The organism is Zymomonas mobilis subsp. mobilis ATCC 10988 (genome assembly GCF_000175255.2).
GTDB lineage: Bacteria > Pseudomonadota > Alphaproteobacteria > Sphingomonadales > Sphingomonadaceae > Zymomonas > Zymomonas mobilis.
Genome location: NC_017262.1, coordinates 362,754 through 380,857 on the forward strand (window position 1 = coordinate 362,754; position 18,104 = coordinate 380,857).

16 protein-coding genes, 1 tRNA gene and 1 riboswitch are annotated in these 18,104 nt (G+C 46.8%); of the genes, 11 read left to right on the plus strand and 6 right to left on the minus strand.

Annotated features, from left to right (window positions below; all coding sequences use genetic code 11):
- Nucleotides 1–187: 187 nt before the first annotated feature.
- Nucleotides 188–676 (plus strand): Hsp20 family protein, encoded by a 489-nt coding sequence (locus tag ZMOB_RS01660; protein ID WP_011240842.1) that lies wholly within the window; start codon nucleotides 188–190, stop codon nucleotides 674–676.
- A 95-nt stretch (nucleotides 677–771) separates the two neighbouring features.
- On the opposite strand, the gene ZMOB_RS01665 is transcribed toward ZMOB_RS01660, so the two are convergent.
- Entirely contained in the window at nucleotides 772–969 is a 198-nt protein-coding gene (locus tag ZMOB_RS01665; RefSeq protein ID WP_011240841.1) for a YdcH family protein, read from the minus strand.
- Nucleotides 970–1,170: 201 nt separating this feature from the next.
- On the opposite strand from ZMOB_RS01665, the gene ZMOB_RS09765 reads away from it, so the two are divergent.
- Complete coding sequence (locus ZMOB_RS09765) at nucleotides 1,171–1,329, plus strand: YdcH family protein (RefSeq protein WP_011240840.1); 159 nt, start codon at nucleotides 1,171–1,173, stop codon at nucleotides 1,327–1,329.
- Between the two features lie 47 nt (nucleotides 1,330–1,376).
- Here ZMOB_RS09765 and dksA read toward each other — a convergent pair whose 3' ends face one another.
- A complete protein-coding gene (dksA, locus tag ZMOB_RS01670; protein WP_011240839.1) occupies nucleotides 1,377–1,862 on the minus strand; it encodes an RNA polymerase-binding protein DksA in 486 nt (161 codons plus the stop codon).
- Between the two features lie 296 nt (nucleotides 1,863–2,158).
- On the opposite strand from dksA, the gene serS reads away from it, so the two are divergent.
- From serS to dnaN, 7 genes are all read left to right on the plus strand, one after another.
- Nucleotides 2,159–3,436 (plus strand): serine--tRNA ligase, encoded by a 1,278-nt coding sequence (gene serS, locus ZMOB_RS01675; RefSeq protein WP_011240838.1) that lies wholly within the window; start codon nucleotides 2,159–2,161, stop codon nucleotides 3,434–3,436.
- Nucleotides 3,436–4,203 carry a 5'/3'-nucleotidase SurE gene (gene surE, locus ZMOB_RS01680; RefSeq protein ID WP_012817029.1) on the plus strand — a complete coding sequence of 256 codons (768 nt, stop codon included), beginning with the start codon at nucleotides 3,436–3,438 and terminating at the stop codon, nucleotides 4,201–4,203. Before serS ends, surE begins: the two co-directional genes overlap by 1 nt.
- Nucleotides 4,200–5,075 (plus strand): M23 family metallopeptidase, encoded by an 876-nt coding sequence (locus ZMOB_RS01685; RefSeq protein WP_014500448.1) that lies wholly within the window; start codon nucleotides 4,200–4,202, stop codon nucleotides 5,073–5,075. The genes surE and ZMOB_RS01685 overlap by 4 nt, the downstream gene beginning before the upstream one ends.
- Before the next feature lie 130 nt (nucleotides 5,076–5,205).
- Nucleotides 5,206–7,677 (plus strand): ABC transporter substrate-binding protein, encoded by a 2,472-nt coding sequence (locus ZMOB_RS01690; protein ID WP_252507294.1) that lies wholly within the window; start codon nucleotides 5,206–5,208, stop codon nucleotides 7,675–7,677.
- Complete coding sequence (locus ZMOB_RS01695) at nucleotides 7,674–8,492, plus strand: ABC transporter permease (RefSeq protein ID WP_014500450.1); 819 nt, start codon at nucleotides 7,674–7,676, stop codon at nucleotides 8,490–8,492. The genes ZMOB_RS01690 and ZMOB_RS01695 overlap by 4 nt, the downstream gene beginning before the upstream one ends.
- The gene (locus ZMOB_RS01700; protein WP_014500451.1) at nucleotides 8,489–10,081 is read left to right on the plus strand and encodes an ABC transporter ATP-binding protein; all 1,593 of its coding nucleotides are present in this window, start codon (nucleotides 8,489–8,491) and stop codon (nucleotides 10,079–10,081) included. Before ZMOB_RS01695 ends, ZMOB_RS01700 begins: the two co-directional genes overlap by 4 nt.
- Before the next feature lie 104 nt (nucleotides 10,082–10,185).
- Nucleotides 10,186–11,295, plus strand: coding sequence for a DNA polymerase III subunit beta (gene dnaN, locus ZMOB_RS01705; protein WP_011240832.1), 1,110 nt, complete (start codon nucleotides 10,186–10,188; stop codon nucleotides 11,293–11,295).
- Nucleotides 11,296–11,361: 66 nt separating this feature from the next.
- Here the strand turns inward: dnaN and ZMOB_RS01710 are convergent, their stop codons facing one another.
- Entirely contained in the window at nucleotides 11,362–13,473 is a 2,112-nt protein-coding gene (locus tag ZMOB_RS01710) for a TonB-dependent receptor plug domain-containing protein (protein WP_011240831.1), read from the minus strand.
- A 117-nt stretch (nucleotides 13,474–13,590) separates the two neighbouring features.
- Nucleotides 13,591–13,768, minus strand: a riboswitch (cobalamin riboswitch).
- A gap of 33 nt (nucleotides 13,769–13,801) precedes the next feature.
- On the opposite strand from ZMOB_RS01710, the gene ZMOB_RS01715 reads away from it, so the two are divergent.
- Both ZMOB_RS01715 and ZMOB_RS01720 read left to right on the plus strand, forming a co-directional pair.
- The gene (locus ZMOB_RS01715; protein WP_014500452.1) at nucleotides 13,802–14,707 is read left to right on the plus strand and encodes an ABC transporter substrate-binding protein; all 906 of its coding nucleotides are present in this window, start codon (nucleotides 13,802–13,804) and stop codon (nucleotides 14,705–14,707) included.
- A 140-nt stretch (nucleotides 14,708–14,847) separates the two neighbouring features.
- Nucleotides 14,848–15,870, plus strand: a complete 1,023-nt coding sequence (locus ZMOB_RS01720) for an aldo/keto reductase (protein ID WP_011240829.1) — start codon at nucleotides 14,848–14,850, stop codon at nucleotides 15,868–15,870.
- Nucleotides 15,871–15,935: 65 nt separating this feature from the next.
- On the opposite strand, the gene ZMOB_RS01725 is transcribed toward ZMOB_RS01720, so the two are convergent.
- The 3 genes from ZMOB_RS01725 to hpnK all read right to left on the minus strand — a co-directional run bounded on the left by ZMOB_RS01725 (nucleotide 15,936) and on the right by hpnK (nucleotide 18,100).
- Nucleotides 15,936–16,009: transfer RNA gene (locus ZMOB_RS01725), tRNA-Gly, on the minus strand.
- 54 nt (nucleotides 16,010–16,063) lie between these two features.
- Nucleotides 16,064–17,053, minus strand: coding sequence for an HpnL family protein (locus tag ZMOB_RS01730; RefSeq protein ID WP_014500453.1), 990 nt, complete (start codon nucleotides 17,051–17,053; stop codon nucleotides 16,064–16,066).
- 201 nt (nucleotides 17,054–17,254) lie between these two features.
- On the minus strand, nucleotides 17,255–18,100 hold the full coding sequence (gene hpnK / locus ZMOB_RS01735; protein ID WP_011240827.1) for a hopanoid biosynthesis-associated protein HpnK: 846 nt from the start codon (nucleotides 18,098–18,100) through the stop codon (nucleotides 17,255–17,257).
- Between the last annotated feature and the right edge of the window lie 4 nt (nucleotides 18,101–18,104).

The following is an 18,104-nucleotide window of genomic DNA, read 5'->3' on the forward strand; positions in this document are numbered from 1 at the left end:
TCAAGGTTGGTATCGGTTCGCGTCAAATAGATAAAAAGATGTAAAAAAATTTTCTAAAAATCTTGAAATACCCCTTCCCTATATTATCTCAATCTCAACAAGCGATATGGCCATTCGGCATATAACTTGTTGGTCTGGCATAATGCAGACATAAAAAATTTAGTCGCTTACTAAAGGATTAGAGAATATGCGTGCTTTTGATCTTACCCCTTTCTTGCGTTCATCTGTCGGTTTTGAAAATATTAACCGTTTAGTCGATCTGGCGTCTCGCGGTGAAAGTGAAAGTTTCCCCCCCTACAATATCGAAAAATTAGCCGAGAACCGTTATTGTATTTCTATGGCCGTTGCCGGTTTTTCCAAGGATGAACTTGATGTAACCGTGCAAGAAAACGTCCTTACAATTACAGGTCGCGCAACGGAAACGGCGAATAAAGAAGGACGTGAATATCTGCATCGCGGTATCGCCAAACGCAGTTTTGAACGCCGCTTTCAGCTAGCGGATACGATCAAAATTGTCGGTGCCGATTACAAAGACGGTCTGTTGAATATCGAACTGGATCGCGTGGTTCCTGAACAGAAAAAACCACGGAAAATTGAAATCGGTGGTGCAAAAGACGAACAGCCCAAAATCGAAGGCGATGTTGTCGATGCAAAGCTAAAGCAGCAAGCCGCCTAACAAATCGCGGAATAATTTCCTTGTTATAAACAAAAAGGCCACATCTCAAAAGGATGTGGCCTTTTTCTATTCTGGCTTTTTTAAAAAAGGATAAATTACGCAATAATATCAGGCACTAACCGGTCTTCTAAAAGGGTAATTTCATCTTTTAAACGCAGTTTTCTTTTTTTCATCCGTGCCAAACGGAGCTGCTCTACCGGATTATTGAGCGCCAAGGCTTCAATAGCGATATCAAGATCCCGATGTTCCTGACGTAGCAGGTTCAGCTGCTCCCGTATTGCGTCATTGTTCATCATCAATCCTTTAAAAATCTACTGATACATCGCCTTCATGAAAGCCATCTGTGCTATCGTCTTGCTTCTATGCCATATTGGTCGTGTAAAAAATACAACTTATCTGCAAAAAAGATTTTGTATCACGACATAGCGAATGATCTGTGTTTTACTCTCATCAGTCAGGCCATTCTGTCTGGCATTAACGGGAGATTATTCGTTATGAGAAACAATCACCTCACCGCATTATTTTCAAAACACGCCGATCTTGATGCGCGCTTACGATCCGAGGCCTCACGCCCCAATCCCGATTTTGCTGTGCTGAATCGCCTAAAAAAAGAAAAGCTCCGCGTTAAAGAAAATATTTTCTCGCTAAAATAAAAGAAAAAGGACTTAAGCCATCAAGCTTAAGTCCTTTTTTAAAGTTTCTATTCTTCTCTTGATACTTTTTCATGACGTTCGTGCTTTTCTTGGGCTTCGATCGTCATGGTTGCAATCGGTCGGGCTTCCAATCGCGCCAGCGAGATCGGCTCTCCCGTCACCTCGCAATAGCCATATTCCCCTTCATCAAGTCGCCGTAAAGCTGCATCAATTTTTGAAATCAGCTTGCGCTGGCGGTCACGCGTCCGCAATTCAATTGACCAGTCGGTTTCACTTGATGCCCGATCGGTAAGGTCAGCTTCTTTCAAAGACTCTTGGCGTAGCTGGGCAAGCGTTCCACGAGACTCAATCAGGATAGCCTCTTTCCATTTCAGCAGTTTTTCGCGGAAATAAGCCTGCTGCCGTTCATTCATAAACGGCTCGTCCGGTGAAGGCCGATAGTCATCGGGGGCGGCGACAGAAGGCGCTTTTTCCAAAGCACTGGTTTTAATACCGTTGGTATCAACCTTAGAAGCAGTGAAATTAGATGCCATATACTTTGCTCCCTTTATTAAAGCTGGCAACCACCCTCTCGCTGCGCGGTTCATCAAACAAGGACACTCCGGGCAGAAATCAGGCTTCACTCTGTATAATGCGTGCTAACTACAAGACAGAGAAAACTCTGTTATATGGCCAACCACGTCACGACTCTTGCTCTATTAAACAGGGGAAACCGATCAGACAAGATAGAGAAGTATCATAGTATTAAATACTATTTTTAAAATAGATGGACTATGGATTTTTTTATACGGTCTTGCGTTCGATTTACAGCATTGTCATAGGCAGGACTATGCATGATATAAGACTAATCCGTTCAGAGCCTGAAAATTTCGACAAGGCTTTATCCCGTCGGGGATTTGAACCCGTTTCCAAAACCATTCTTGAAATGGATGGCGAACGCCGGACATTGGCTTTGGAACTTCAAACGTTGCAGACGAAACGTAATGAAGTTTCCCGCCAAATCGGACAAGCCATGAAACAGGGCGAGAAAGACAAAGCCGAAGAAATGAAGGCCGAGGTTTCCGCTATCAAAGAAAAGATGGCTGCGCTTGAAGGCGAAGAAGCCGCTTTGGGTGACAAGCTGCAACGCTTCTTGTCCACTATCCCCAATCTCGCTGCCGAAGACGTGCCCGAAGGCAAAGACGAACAAGACAATAAAGAAGTCTTTCGTTGGGGCGAACCGCGCCAATTCTCTTTCAAACCAAAAGAACATGCGGATTTTGCACCGGCTTTAGGTCTCGATTTTGATACCGCCGCTGCCATGTCGGGTGCCCGTTTTGCCTTAATGAAGGGGGCTATGGCACGCCTCAATCGGGCAATCGGCCAATATATGCTGGATTGCCAGACTGAAAAGAACGGTTTTACCGAAATTGCCCCGCCGCTTTTGGTGCGCGACCACGCCCTTTTCGGCACAGGTCAGCTTCCCAAATTTGAAGAAGATTTATTCCATACGACAGATGACCGCTGGCTTATTCCAACGGCCGAAGTTTGCCTGACCAATATCGTTCGGGAATCCATCCTTGACGAAAAAGCGCTGCCTTTGCGCTTTACCGCTTTAACGCCCTGCTTCCGTGCCGAGGCCGGTGCCGCCGGTCGCGATACAAGAGGCCTCATTCGTCAGCATCAATTCGACAAAGTCGAGATGGTGGCGATCACTACGCCAGAACAATCGACCGCAGAACAAATGCGGATGGTAGAATGTGCCGAACAGATTTTGCAAAATCTGAAACTCCCTTATCGTCGGGTTCTGCTATGCACAGGTGATATGGGCTTCTCAGCCACGCGGACTTATGATCTCGAAGTCTGGCTGCCGGGACAGAATTGCTATCGCGAAATCAGTAGTATTTCAGATTGTGGTGCTTTTCAGGCAAGACGGATGAACACCCGCTATCGCCCCGAAGAAGGCAAAGGCAACGCTGCGGTTCATACTTTGAACGGTTCTGGCCTTGCAGTCGGTCGAACATTGGTCGCTATTCTTGAAAATTATCAGGAAGAAGATGGCACGGTCACCATTCCCGAAGTGCTTCATCCTTATATGAATGGCATTACCAAGCTGGAGATTATCTAATGCGTATTCTGATAACCAATGACGACGGTATCGCCGCACAGGGTATCAAGATTCTGGAAGAAATCGCTCATAAAATTTCGGACGATGTAACGGTTGTCGCTCCTGACAAAGAACGTTCCGGCATGGCACATTCTTTGACTTTAAGCCTGCCCAGCCGCCTCTATAAACATGATGACCGCCATTATTCGGTATCAGGCACGCCATCTGACTCGGTGGTGATGGGCATTAAAGAGATTATGAAAGATAATCCGCCTGACCTCGTCTTGTCTGGGATCAATCATGGTGCCAATCTGGCCGAAGATGTTACCTATTCCGGTACGGTATCCGCTGCAATGGAAGGTGCCATTGCAGGCATCCGTTCCATCGGTCTCAGTCAGGTTTATTCGCCTGATTTCAAAAATGGCGCGCTTTCTTTTGATACAGCCGTCAGTTGGGGCGAAAAAGTTATCAGACAGCTGATTGACTCCACTTTGCCGAACCGGACATTTTACAATGTCAATTTCCCAGCTTGTGAAAATGACGATGTCAAAGGTATTCGGGTTGTTGCCCAAGGTCATCGTGACTATGGCCGCCTGAATATTGAAAAAGGCGTCGATCCTCGCGGGAAAGACTGGTATTGGTTGGCCTTGGGGGAAGCGATCAGCAAAGACAACCTGAATGGCGATCTTGATCTTTCCTATCAAAATTATGTCACCGTCACACCGCTTGCGCCTAATTTGACGGATGTCGCTTCGCTGCAACCGTTGACGGATATACTCGCCAAATGATAAAAAGCCTGCCTTTCTGGAAGATATTCTGCCTTGCCCTTTTTATAGGCGGCATCAGTCTTTCGACTTTTGCCCAAGCGGCAAATTCAGATATCTACCATGTTAGGTCAGGCGAAACCTTAAACGGTATCGCGCATCGGCTCGGCCTTAAATCCGATGATTTAATCAGCCGCAACCATCTAAAAGCGCCCTACCGTTTACGGGAAGGACAGATATTGATGATACCGGAGGGACAATCTTCTTATATTGTCCAATCCGGTGATACCGGCCTTAGTTTGGCGCATCGTTATCAAATATCATGGCAACGGATTATCAGCCTCAATCATTTACAGCCGCCCTATCGCCTTAGAGAGGGTATGAAGCTGGTATTGCCGACGGCTTCACTCAAAAGCCACAGCGAAGATTCCCGCGATAATCATCTCAATGTGAAACAAATTGTCGGCGGCGCCCAACCCGCCAGTCGGCATGATAATAACAAAGCCGGACAGCCGCTTCATTTTGGTTGGCCTGCCCATGGCTCAGTTATTCGCCATTATGGTCGAACAGATAACGGCCACGTCAATAACGGACTGGATATTGCAGCCTCGATAGGATCAACCATCTTCGCTACAGAGGATGGCCATGTTGCTTATACCGGAACCCATATTTCTGTTTTAGGCGGTGTCATTCTGATTCAACATGCCCAAGGCTGGACAAGTGTTTACGGCCATCTTGATAAGATCAAAGTCAAGCAGGGCGATTTTGTCAGAAAAGGCGAAGTCATCGCCTCTGCCGGAGAAAGCGGCAATACCCCCCGCCCTCAACTTCATTTTGAAATCAGGCATGGCTTGAAAGCGGTCAACCCCGCCCGTCTTTTACCTTTACGGAAATAGCCACTTTTGATTATGGCAATATCCTTAATCTATTGCCAAAAGAAAAAGGATATCTCCTATCCGCTGGATAACAGACCATATAGCCGTATTTTTTCTCTTTTGCTCGGCAATCGTCTCTTTGACGCCCGCTATGGCAAAAGACACGCTGAACATCGCCCTACAGATGGAACCGCCCGCATTGGACGTCACATCAGGTGCAGCAACTATTATCGACGATGTCAGCTATGGAACTCTGTTTGAAGGTTTGGTCAGATTATCGGCAAATGGCCAAATAGAAGGTTGGCTGGCTAAAAATTGGACGGTTAGCCCTGACGGCAAAGTCTATCTTTTCAACCTTAGGGACAAGGTCACTTTTTCTGATGGACGGGCTTTTAACGCTGCAACAGCAGCCTATAGCTTAAACCGCGCCCGCGATATTCATTCTGGCAATGTCCAGCAAGAAGCCCTGTCGATTATTGACAGAATTGAGACGCCTTCGCCTTTCCAGTTGCGGATTATCCTCAAAAAGGCTGACAGCTTTTTCCTAACCTTATTGTCTTTACCTGATTGCGCTATGGTTTCGCCTTTTTCGGCCAAAAATTTGGCGATTTCACCGGTAGGCACAGGGGCTTTTCGTTTTCAAGAATGGCAACATGGGAGAAGAATCCAGCTGGTCGCCCGTTCTGATTATTGGGGTAAAAAACCGGCAATAAAAACACTTAATTTCTTTTTTATCTCTGATGCGCTGGCGGCCTATGCCGCCCTCAAAACAGGCCAGATTGATTTCTTTCCTGATTTTCCAGTGGCCGAAAATCTTGAAGAATTGGCAGATGACTCCCGCTTTAAAGTCCGGAGTTTTCCCAGTGAAGGCGAAGTGATCCTTGCCTTCAATCAAAATTTGCCGATTTTCCAGAATTCTTTGTTACGGCAAGCAATCTCAATCGCTATCAATCGTCCAGCCTTTGTTGATGCGGTGTTATATGGCTATGGCCGCGTTATTGGCAGCCATTTCCCGCCGCAAAACCCCGATTATCTCGATCTGACGGCAATCTATCCTTACGACCCGATAAAGGCCAAAGCCTTGCTGAAACAGGCCGGTTATCCTGACGGTCTGACATTAACGCTTGATTTGCCACCCTCTCGCTATGCCACTATTTCAGGGCAACTTGTAGCCGATCAACTGGAAAAAATTGGTATCCATGTAACGCTCCATTCATTGGAATGGACGACATGGCTTGATCGTGTTTATAAAAAACATGATTTCCAGATGACGGTTATCAACCATGCGGAACCTTTTGATTACAGAATCTATGACAAAGAAGGCTATTATTTCGGCTATCATAATGCCCAATTTCATCAGATTTTGACTCGTTTAGATCAGGAAAACGATGCTTTCCAACGGCATCAGAAATTACAATCGCTCCAAAAAATTCTAACCCTTGATGCCGCCAATGTCTTTTTATTCCAATATCCTCATCTGGTTGTTTTCAAGGCTGACCTAGCGGGTTTATGGCGAGGCAGCCCGACACAGGCCTTTGATCTCACAACGGCCTATTTCACCGACAGCCAAGGGACACATAATAGCCATTTGATCCCGTCCTCCATCTCATGGCATTTTGGTGGGTGGCTCTCGGCAGCGTTGGGGCTAATCCTTCTGATAGTCGCTTTCCGCTATCAGCTTTTCAGTATTTCCGGTTTTCTCAAAAAAAGCGGTCAATTCTTATTGGCCTCATGGATAGCCAGCTTGGTTATTTTTATGGCTATTTCCGTTCTACCCGGCGATCCGGCCGAATATATGATGGGCTTACAAGCCAGTCCCCGCGCCCTAGCTGCCCTACAAACGGAATTCGGTCTCGATAAACCAGCGTATATCCGTTACATAAATTGGCTAACCCATAGCCTTCATGGCGACTTTGGAAGTAGTTTTAGCTACCATCTTCCTGCCAGTGATTTAATCGCAGAAGCGCTCAATATCTCGCTTCCTCTTGTTCTGGCTTCTTTCTGTCTTGCCGCGACCGCTGGCTTTTTCTTTGGCCTTGCCATCGCCTTTTTTCGCTTCCGCCCTTTACGGATTTTTCTACTGACATTGACACGGCTAGGCCTTTCTTTGCCGGCTTTTTGGATCGCTGTTTTACTGCTTTATGCCGGTCTTCATTACCATTGGCCTCTCACGCTGGAAAACACGCCTTCCCCTTTTGGCCTCCTGACCCAGCCTGCTTTTTACTGGCCAGTCATTGCGCTTGCATTGCCACAGGCCACATGGTTGGCGCGCGCTTTTAGCCAGCAATTACAGGGGATAGAACAAGAAGACTTCATCATGGCAGCAAGAGCGCGCGGATTATCCCGCTCCCAAGCGCTTCTTCGCCATGCGCTCCGCCATGCGTTACCGGCATTATTGCCCTTACTAGCCTTGTCTTTGCCCGCCTTACTGACTGGCAGCATCATTGTCGAAAATATCTTTTATCTTTCAGGATTAGGACGGCTTTTATTACAGGCTATTGCCGCCCGTGATCTGGTTCTGATACAGGCCATTGCTCTTCTGGTCGCTATGGTGACTTTATTCGCCCGCTTTATCAGCGATCTTTTGCATCTCGCAATTGATCCACGGTTAAAACAGCCATGATTTCCTTTTTTCGCTCTGCACCTTTTCTTTTGCGCTTTGTTTTATTCAGCCTTGTTCTATTGGCCTTGCTCATAGTCGGGAACGGCCTGCTTTATGGCCTCATTCCTCCCATGGATTTATCTGATCGGTTACAAGCTCCGTCATGGCATCATCTTTTCGGCACAGATGCTCTAGGACGTGATCTCTGGCACGAGACCTTTATGGCCGCCGGATGTTCCAGCTTGGTCGTCTTTCCGGCGGTGGCATTGGGCTTTACTGTGGGTGTCCCTATCGGCTTAATCGCGGCGATTAAAAAAGGCTGGGTGGGCGAAATGCTGATGCAGGCCAGTGATATCCTTTTTGCCTTTCCAGCCTTGATTGCGGCATTATTACTGCAATTATTATGCGGTGCTGGCGGGCAAAATGTGATGCTGGCCATTGCCCTTTATGCCATTCCGGTTTTTGCTCGTGTGGCCTGTAGCCATGGCCGCGTTATCGCCCGTTTGGATTTTATCGCGGCCGCCCGATTATCGGGGAAAGGGAGTCTTGCTCTTGCCTTTCATCATCTTCTTCCGAATATCATGCTTCCCCTTTTGACGCAGGCCAGCAGCCAATCTGCTTTTGCCTTTATCGCGGAAGCGGCCCTTTCCTATATCGGCATCGGCATTCAACCGCCCTTGCCTTCTTTGGGACGATTGCTGCTAGACGCGCAAAATCTTCTAAATATTGCGCCATGGCTCGCCTTTTGGCCGGGGGTTATGCTTTTCTGGCTGATTGCTTCTTGCCAGATGATTGGTGAAGGCCTGATCCGCTCTCAAGCAGACCATAGATTATGACATTTTTGGCGATCGAAAATCTGACGGTCAAAGCAAAAGACCGCTATTTGTTAAAGGATATCGGATTCCGTATCGGACGGGGTGAAATTGTTGCTGTCCTTGGTGAATCCGGTTCGGGGAAATCCACCCTTGCTCGCAGTATCTTGCGGCTTTTGCCTGAAAATCTGATTTTATCTGGCGCGCTCCGCGTTGGAAAAACCGATCTCATGCAGCTTCCTGAAAAACAGATGAATGACTGGCGTGGCCAAAAGATAGCTTTTATCGGTCAGGATTCTTTACGTTTTCTAGACCCGATGATGACTATTGCCCAACATATCCGCGAAGGCCTCAAGGAAAAATCGACAGAAAATAAACAGCCCTCTGCCATGACCAATGCCTTGGAACAGGTGGGACTTTCTCCCGATATCGCAAAACGCTATCCGCATCAGCTTTCCGGCGGACAAAGACAAAGGGCAGCTATTGCTATAGCCTTGGCGGCCAAACCGGCTTTGTTAATCGCGGATGAGCCCAGTTCTGCACTTGATATGCTGACTGAAGCGCAAATCATGGCGATTTTTGAAAAAGCCACGGGAAACCGTCAAACGGCTATTTTACTTATCAGCCATAATCCCGCCTTGGCGGTCAGAATGGCAGAACGCATCGTGGTTTTAAAAGACGGTCGCCTTGTCTCGAAAATGGCCAGCCGCCGTTGGTGGTCAAATCCAGCAGAGGCGTATAGTCAAGCGATCATCCAATCTTATCATCAGATTTTATCTAGCACGCCCTATGGAAAGGATGCCCCCAAACAATCCCAAAATCACCCGCCCATAATGGATAATCCGCGCCCCTTATTAAGACTGCAAAATCTTTCCTATCAGGAAAAAGACGATCATCGCCTAAAGGATATCTCGCTCGAAATCTATAAAGGCGAAAGGATTGCCATCATCGGGGAATCTGGTGCCGGGAAATCAACCCTACTCAAATTGATATCCGGCCTGCTGCCAGCATCATCCGGTGAAATTTTTTGGGAAAATCAGCCTCTTTCTTTTCAAAAGAAACAAGATCGCCTCGCTTTTTATCAAAAAGCACAAATGGTTTTCCAAGACCCGAACAGTAGTCTTGACCCGGCTTGGACAGTTGAAAAAACCGTCACCGAGCCCCTTGCGCTTTATCAGAAGAAAATATCCTCGGAATATCGGCAGCAAGCCTTGCAATCAGCCCTGAACAAGGCGTCCTTATCCCTCGATCTTCGGCATCGTTATCCGGCAACGCTTTCCGGCGGCCAAGGTCAAAGGGTGGCGATAGCGCGCGCCTTAGTGAACAATCCTGATTTACTGTTGCTGGATGAAGCCTTCTCGGCTCTGGATAGTGTCAATCGGGTTGAAATCGGAAAAGAACTGATGGCGCTCTCTGAACAAGAAAAAATGACTTGTTTACTGGTAACGCATGACCTTGCTTTTGCCCGTTTTTTTGCAACCAGAGTGGTGATTCTCCACCATGGTCATGTTATAGAAGAGAATAATACATATTCTATTTTCACCAAGCCTAATCACCCCTATACACAAAGGCTGATCGAAATATGGCAGAAAAATTATAATCTCCAAGCCTGAAAAGAATTAAGGTTTTTTAAAAAATAATAGATTATAACCTTCTTCCGCCTTTTTAAATCAGGCTTTTAAAAGGGCTTTTATCAATCAGGGATGACCAAACAGTTATGAAAGCAACGATCGAACGCGCGACTTTATTGAAAAGTCTTAGCCATGTTCAATCGGTAGTAGAACGGCGCAACACTATTCCGATTTTATCGAATGTGCTGATTGAAGCGGCCTCCAATGGTTGTGTAAAGCTGATGGCAACCGATCTTGATTTACAGGTCGTTGAAACCTTGTCAGCCGAAGTTGATACCCCCGGCGAAACCACGGTTTCGGCGCATATGCTTTTTGAAATCGTCCGTAAATTACCGGATGGTTCACAAATTCAGTTAAGCGCTGCCGATGGTAAAATGCTGATTGTTGCCGGTCGTTCGCGTTTCAGTTTGGCTACTCTGCCCCGTGATGATTTTCCGGTTATCAGTGAAAGCGAATTGCCAACCCATTTCGCTTTACCGACGGAAAGCTTGAAACAGATTATTGATAAAACCCGTTTCGCTATTTCGGTTGATGAAACGCGCTATTATCTCAATGGTATTTTCCTCCATGTTTTAAAGGATGAAAATGTCATGAAAGCGGCGGCCACAGATGGCCATCGCCTCGCCTGCGTGACTATTCCTGCGCCCGCCGGTGCCGAAGATATGCCGGATGTTATCATTCCGCGTAAATGTGTCGTCGAATTGCGGAAATTGCTGGATGAATGTGAAGACGAAATCAAAATTTCGCTTTCAGCCAGTAAAATTTGCTTTGACCTCGGTCATGCCATTTTAACGTCCAAGCTGATTGATGGCACCTTCCCTGATTATTCACGGGTTATCCCGACGGCCAATGACAAATTATTGAAAGTCAAACCCAAGGATTTGATGCAGGGCGTTGATCGCGTTGCAACCATTGCCAGCGAGAAAACCCGCGCGGTTAAAATGTCTATCGAAGCAGGGAAAATTTCGCTTTCAGTGACCAGCCCTGAAAATGGTATGGCTACCGAAGAAGTCTTGGGCGAATATGATGCCGATCCTTTGGATATCGGTTTTAATGCCCGCTATCTTCTTGATATTCTGGGGCAGATTGAAAGCGATCAGGCCGAAATTCATCTGGCCGAAGCCGCCGCCCCAACCCTGATACGGGATTCAGATCAATCAGCGGCACTTTATGTTTTGATGCCGATGCGCGTCTGATTATAGGTAAAAACTTACCATAAAAAAGCCGCCCTATTCGGGGCGGCTTTTTTGATGCGATATCGTTTAAAGACGGGCGCGAATACCGCCATAAAATGTCCGGCCTAATGTGCCGTAACGATAAGCGGTTTCATAATATTTGTCGGTTAAATTCTCGACCCGACCGAAAACAGTCAGATGCTTTGAAACCGGCATTTCCACCCGTAAATCATACAGGGTATAACCACGATTCATATGGGGATTCAGGCTATATTCGCTATGCACCGTATCCCATGATTTTGATGCCCAACGGACAGCAATTCCGGTAACAAGACCGAATTTCCAATGATAATCAGCCGAACCATTGGCGGTATTTTTAGGTCGTCTTGGTAATTGATAGCCGTAATCAACCCCTTCGGAACGATCCTTAACCGAAGTCCAAGTATAGTTACCGCTTAACGATACCCGTTTAATATCAAGGCTGGCATTGACTTCGACACCATGCGCTGTGCTGCGATTGATATTGTCATAATAGCCATAACGCGGGGTATTGGTATTCGGGACATAACAAATGGAAGGCAATGCCCCATAATAAGGACAGCTTAGATAGGCGATCAGATTATTGGAGGTTCTCTGAAAATAATCTGCGGCAATCGTCAAATGCTTATGAAAGAAACGCTGTTGAAAACCGGCATCCCAACCATGCGATTTTTCCGGTTTCAGATTCTGATTACCGTATTCACTATAGATTTGGTATAAAGACGGCGCGTTAAAACCTTCACCATAATGCGCTCGAAACAGGGTATTGTCGTTGTTAAACGCCCAAACACCACCGCCCGAAAATAGAACATTGCCGCCGAATTTCGAATGATGGTCATAACGGACACCGCCATCAACCGAAAAACCTTTAATAATCTTGCCTTTTATCTGGCCATAAACACTGTTGATATTGATGGTACCGCGCGTATCCGATCCACCATAAGCAGGTGAAGAACTTTTGATGCCACTCCGCTCATTTTCATAACCGAAAACCAGATCCCAGTTTTTGACCAAGGCAAGACTGCCCTGATATTCAAAGCGTCTGGTATGACCATTACCAACAAAAGTATCGGTATTATATGGCTCCATAGACGGGCTGATATCGTTTCTTTTGGTCTGGGTATAGCTATAGCCAAAACGGTTCCGTAACCGATTGTCGAATAAAGCGACATTCAAACCGGCATAGCCCATCCATTGCTCTTTATTTTCGTAATCTGACGTATCAGGCGTTCCATAGCTGCTATCGAGGTCAGTCATTGCCTTGGAATAATAGCCGCGTAAATCCACCGAAACTTCGTCAATCAATTTGATATTGACCCGTCCGGTTGCGGAACGGTTATGATAGCCATCTTGCTCATGCCCACCATAACGCGGACTGATTGCCGATATGCCTTTGGTATAGAAATTATTACCCGCCAAACGCCATGTAATCCGGTCACTTTTTCCACCGATAGCGGCACGGGCGTTAATGGTGCTATGTGATCCCATTTCAAGATCGACACTGCCACCCAACGGTTTCGTTGGCATTGCTGTCACAATATTGACGACACCACCGATGGCCTGACTGCCCCAAAGAATAGATTGTGATCCTCGCAACACTTCAATTCGGGATGTATCACCCGTCATCAATGTGCCGAAATCATAGCCATTATTGGTCGATGAAGCATCTGTCATCCGAACGCCGTCAATAACCATCATCGTCTGACCGGATTCAGCACCACGGATAAAGACCGATGTTGCGGTTCCGTATCCACCATTACGGGCAACTGTTACTCCGGGCGTTCTCACCAAAATATCGGAAATCGCCATGCCCTGACTGTGGTCAATGGCGGCCTTATCCAAAATAGTCACCTGCGAAGAAACCTGATCGGCTTTTTCTGGCGTTCTTGAGGCGGTCACCACCAAAGAAGGTTGATCGTTGCTGGCGACGGCCAAAGCATCGGCATCAGGGTCGGAAGCCTTAACCTCCTGTTTTTTATCCTGTCCCTTTTCGAGATTTTGTTTTTTTATTTCTTCTTTTTGTTTTCTAAGAAGTTTTTTATCGCCTTCACGCTCTGTTTTCGGCTGCCCCTGATAGGCTTCTTTTGCTAAAGCAGGCTGAAAAGAAACCAATCCCGTTGTTGTCAAAGCCAAAGTCGATAAAAGAAATAATCGCGCCATCTATCCCCCCTCTGTTACTCACAGCAAAACAGCCTCCAAACCGATTGGCTTGAAGGTCACTATTATCGTCCGTGCGAGGAGAATTTACCTCGTTCGACGGGAACGCCCTGTCCTGTCGTGGAACGATTACATAGGGTCGGTCTCCTGGCTCACAGCATCGAAACAACCGCCTTCCCGAATAGATTCAGTGGCTTTTTGGCGTTTCAACTGTTTACAGTTGCAGGGGCAGCCAAGGTTTTGCACCTTGTTCCCAATTTTCCTTCACTCGAAGGAAACCCTATGCAAAAAAATTTCCGTAGTCGGAAAGGCTAAGAGAGGTCAATCAATCTTGTTGGAACTGTCAATTTCTTCTTCAGACCGAGGAAATAGAGCCACTATCAGTCGTCCCTTATATGGTCTGACGTTGATCCTGATCTTTTGCTGTCTTTTTACCTCATCCGCAAACAGCACCGATAATAAACCACCTCGCCGTATTGTATCGCTGAATTTATGCGCAGACGAATTATTGGTTGCGCTGGCAGAGCGTCCTCAAATAGCCGCCCTCACTCGTTATGCCCGTAATCCCGATATGTCTTTGGTCTCAAAGGAAGCTCAATCCCTTCCTTTTACCTATGGCGGTGCCGAAGAATTGCTGCGCCTTCATCCTGATTTGGTCATCACCAGTAGCTATAGCCATGCCGAAATCCTGCCCTTATTAAAGGACAGACAGGTTAAAATTATCGACCTCCCTTTGGCGAATAGCCTAGCCGATATTATAGCCCAGATACGTATTGTTGCTTTGGCGGTCGGCCATCCCGAAAGAGGCGAAGCCGCCATCCAAAAAATGGAAAAGGAACTTCGGACATTACCGCCTCCGATGGGGCATGGCCGAACAGCCGCCTATTACCAGAGACAGGGCTATTTAAGCGGAACGGGCAGTCTGATTGATGATATGATGAAAAAGATTGGCCTAAAAAATCTGGCGAATAACCTTAATAAATCGGCTCTATCGCGGCTTTCGCTGGAAGAAATCGTTACCTATCACCCCGATTTTTTAATCATGGGGCAAAAAAGTTATTCAACGCAGGATATCGGCAGCCAAATGCTACAGCATCCTCTTTTAAAACAAGCGATTCCGGCCTCTCATCGGCTTTTTATCCCTGCCCCTCTGACCCTATGCGGCAGCCCACATTACCCGGAAGCTATCAAAATTTTGAATAAAGAATTGGAAACAATTGATCACCCATCGCGTTGACTTAACAAATCCGTTTTAAAGGCGGATCAACAGGCCCAATAAAAATTTCAGAGATATCTGATTTTTGTCCCGAAATAACGTAAAGCCTGATTACCCCTTTCAAAACAGGGGTCTTTTTTAAAAAATGTGGAGAGTTTCTGATGAACACTTCTACGCAAAAACCCGCTCATTTCGACAAGATTTCGATCAAAGGGATTGATAAATCCGCAACCCGTGTAGCGTTAGGCACATGGGCTATTGGTGGCTGGATGTGGGGCGGCACCGATGACGATGCCTCCATTAAAACCATTCATCGGGCGATTGATCTTGGTATCAATATCATCGACACCGCTCCGGCTTATGGCCGTGGCCACGCTGAAGAAGTCGTTGGTAAAGCCATCAAAGGCCAACGCGATAATTTGATTATTGCGACCAAAGTTGGCCTTGATTGGACTTTAACCCCCGACCAATCGATGCGCCGTAACAGTTCAGCCAGCCGTATCAAAAAAGAAATCGAAGATTCTTTGCGCCGCCTTGGCACTGATTATATCGACCTTTATCAGGTGCATTGGCCGGATCCGCTGGTTCCGATTGAAGAAACCGCAACAATATTGGAAGCCCTCAGAAAAGAAGGCAAAATCCGTTCTATCGGCGTTTCCAATTATTCCGTTCAACAGATGGACGAGTTCAAGAAATATGCCGAGCTGGCCGTTTCGCAGTCGCCTTATAATCTGTTTGAACGCGAAATAGACAAAGATATCCTGCCTTATGCCAAGAAAAACGATCTGGTCGTTTTAGGCTATGGTGCACTTTGCCGTGGTTTACTTTCTGGCAGAATGACGGCTGATCGTGCCTTTACAGGCGATGATTTACGGAAAACAGACCCGAAATTCCAGAAACCGCGCTTTGAACATTATCTGGCTGCGGTTGAAGAACTGAAGAAACTCGCCAAAGAGCATTACAATAAATCGGTGTTGGCTTTGGCTATCCGCTGGATGCTGGAGCAAGGGCCCACTTTAGCACTTTGGGGCGCTCGCAAGCCGGAACAGATCGACGGTATTGATGAAGTTTTTGGCTGGCAGATATCGGATGAAGATCTGAAACAGATTGATGCTATTCTGGCCAAGAATATCCCCAATCCTATCGGTGCAGAATTTATGGCACCCCCGCCACGCGATAAATAAGAGCGGATATAAAACAAGCCGTCACTGTCGCAAGACAGGGCGGCTTTTTTATGTCTGATACAAGCTGGAGCGGGCGAAGGGAATCGAACCCTCCTAGCTAGCTTGGAAGGCTAGTGCATTACCACTATGCTACGCCCGCTTACCAGAGGCCACTTCCTTACCGATTTCTTTCAAAACAGGCAAGGGGTAAATTTTAAAGTAATCGTCGACTTTCATTGATTTGCCACAAAAGCAAAGCAGGAACGCCAATAGAAATATCACGCGCCCTTTTCAAAAGAGATAAAGCGATCATTTCTGCTCCCGTCAGCCCAAAAAGTGGTGCCATCAGGATATAAGCCCCTTCTTGAAGACCGATTGCTCCCGGAACAATAAAAGCTGCACTGCGCAAGGCAAAAATCAGGCTTTCGATGGTCAAAACAGCGGTTAGAGAAACCTGAACCCCCATAAAACGCAAGGCCACCCATGCACTCGAGGCTCCGACCACCCACGCCAACATATTAAAGGTAAAGGACGCCAATAACTTCATCGGCTGGTGATAAATTTCGGTCATTTTATTCGAGACATCTCGAATATTATCACCGGCACCAGGCACAATTTTTTCAGCCAAACTGCCCGCGACATTCAAAATAGGCCGCTGGAAGAGAATAAATAACAGCAAAATGACAACGATCACGCCCAATCCGGCATAGGATAAAGGCTGAATTGACATCGCCTTTCCGCCGCCGAAATAATAAAAAGAGATCGTGCCAACCCCAAACAGGGTGAAAATGAGCTGCGAAGCCATTTCTGCGGTCATATCGACAATCATCGAGGCATAGACCAACTGAAAAGGCAAACCCGCTCCAGTCAATGTTCTGGCACCCAGAATGATGCCACCAATTTGAGAGAAGGGTAGAATTTCACTTGCCGCTTCTCTGATCGTCCGTCCCCATGAAAATAACGGCATTTTCCGCAGAGATTGGTTCGGCGTCACCGAAAACCACGCCGCACCCAAAAGGAGCAACACGATCACCGAGAAGAAACAGAAAAGCAAAAAACCTTCGACACCGATGCTGGCAACCGCTGAAAAGATATTATGGAAACCGATCCGGTGCATAAAATAAAGAGCCAGAATAAAACCAGTCAGACTTGCTGCCAGAATTATAATGCGGCTCCATGGTTTATCTTTATTTTTGCCGGTCATGAAGTGAAGTAGCCACGCTCTTATGAAAAGAGCCGCCCAAGATTTTAAGCGGCCTATGGGACGAACCCGAAAATGATAGAAAGGGTCTATTCCATAGAGAGGCCAAAATCGCAAGTTTGATTAACAGAAAAGCAGGCCTTTTAACCTTTTTAAAAGACCTGCTCCTATTTTTTCAGCTTTTAATAATGAGGCTTAAAGCCGTTATTTCCCGAGAAAATCAGAAAAATTACCCAGCTCTATCTGACGCTCTTTCAGGGCTTTTTTGACGGCTTCATCGGTCAAAGCATGCCATTCTTCAATGGATTCATAGCCTTGAGCATGACCTTCATATTCATCACTGACCGCAGGATGGACATAAATTTCACTCAAGCCTTCCGGCAAATGCTCGATCAAGCCTAACATTCTGTGCGGGGTCATATGCCCCGTCCATGCAATGCCAAAAGTCTGATCAGGCACAAGAAGGCCGGCATTAACCGAGCGTTTCCGAATACCATAAGCCCAAGGCATTGCGACATAATCGGGCAGATGACGGGTAACCGGTTCAATCTCGGCTAAAATATTGATCGGTTCGACGGGCGCACGCATAGCCTTCAAACCATAACGACGACCAATCGCTAAAATGAGATTGGAAATCGTCGGATGAAGGTGAAAATGCTTATGGGCATTAACATGGTCAAGTTTCAGACCCGTTGCAGCAAAAGCGCTAAATTGGGCGTTGATTTCGCGCACCAACTGCCGCCGAACACCGGGGCGAAAGAAGATATCGACACCGGCTCTCACCATATTGCGGCGAAACATACCATCTCGATCAACGAGATCCGGTATTTCATCAGGTGGTAGAACCGGACGACCTTCGACCAGAACCAGATGAAGACCAACCCCCAATTTAGGGAGTCTTCTGGCACGTTCGACCGCATCAAAGGCAGCCGGAGCGCCCACCATCAGACTAGCCGCCGTCAACACGCCATCGATATGCGCCTTTTCCACTGCCTCATTAACAACGGTAGCAGCTCCGAAATCATCAGCGGTGACGATCAGCTTTTTCACTTCT

What these genes read in the sequence shown, in the direction of transcription:
- ZMOB_RS01720 (WP_011240829.1), top strand. Translation starts at nt 14,848, where the DNA reads ATGAACACTTCTACGCAAAAACCCGCTCATTTCGACAAGATTTCGATC.
- ZMOB_RS01730 (WP_014500453.1), bottom strand. Translation starts at nt 17,053, where the DNA reads ATGACCGGCAAAAATAAAGATAAACCATGGAGCCGCATTATAATTCTG.
- serS (WP_011240838.1), top strand. Translation starts at nt 2,159, where the DNA reads ATGCATGATATAAGACTAATCCGTTCAGAGCCTGAAAATTTCGACAAG.
- ZMOB_RS01685 (WP_014500448.1), top strand. Translation starts at nt 4,200, where the DNA reads ATGATAAAAAGCCTGCCTTTCTGGAAGATATTCTGCCTTGCCCTTTTT.
- ZMOB_RS01660 (WP_011240842.1), top strand. Translation starts at nt 188, where the DNA reads ATGCGTGCTTTTGATCTTACCCCTTTCTTGCGTTCATCTGTCGGTTTT.
- ZMOB_RS01700 (WP_014500451.1), top strand. Translation starts at nt 8,489, where the DNA reads ATGACATTTTTGGCGATCGAAAATCTGACGGTCAAAGCAAAAGACCGC.
- ZMOB_RS01695 (WP_014500450.1), top strand. Translation starts at nt 7,674, where the DNA reads ATGATTTCCTTTTTTCGCTCTGCACCTTTTCTTTTGCGCTTTGTTTTA.
- ZMOB_RS01690 (WP_252507294.1), top strand. Translation starts at nt 5,206, where the DNA reads ATGGCAAAAGACACGCTGAACATCGCCCTACAGATGGAACCGCCCGCA.
- surE (WP_012817029.1), top strand. Translation starts at nt 3,436, where the DNA reads ATGCGTATTCTGATAACCAATGACGACGGTATCGCCGCACAGGGTATC.
- dnaN (WP_011240832.1), top strand. Translation starts at nt 10,186, where the DNA reads ATGAAAGCAACGATCGAACGCGCGACTTTATTGAAAAGTCTTAGCCAT.
- ZMOB_RS09765 (WP_011240840.1), top strand. Translation starts at nt 1,171, where the DNA reads ATGAGAAACAATCACCTCACCGCATTATTTTCAAAACACGCCGATCTT.
- dksA (WP_011240839.1), bottom strand. Translation starts at nt 1,862, where the DNA reads ATGGCATCTAATTTCACTGCTTCTAAGGTTGATACCAACGGTATTAAA.
- ZMOB_RS01710 (WP_011240831.1), bottom strand. Translation starts at nt 13,473, where the DNA reads ATGGCGCGATTATTTCTTTTATCGACTTTGGCTTTGACAACAACGGGA.
- ZMOB_RS01665 (WP_011240841.1), bottom strand. Translation starts at nt 969, where the DNA reads ATGAACAATGACGCAATACGGGAGCAGCTGAACCTGCTACGTCAGGAA.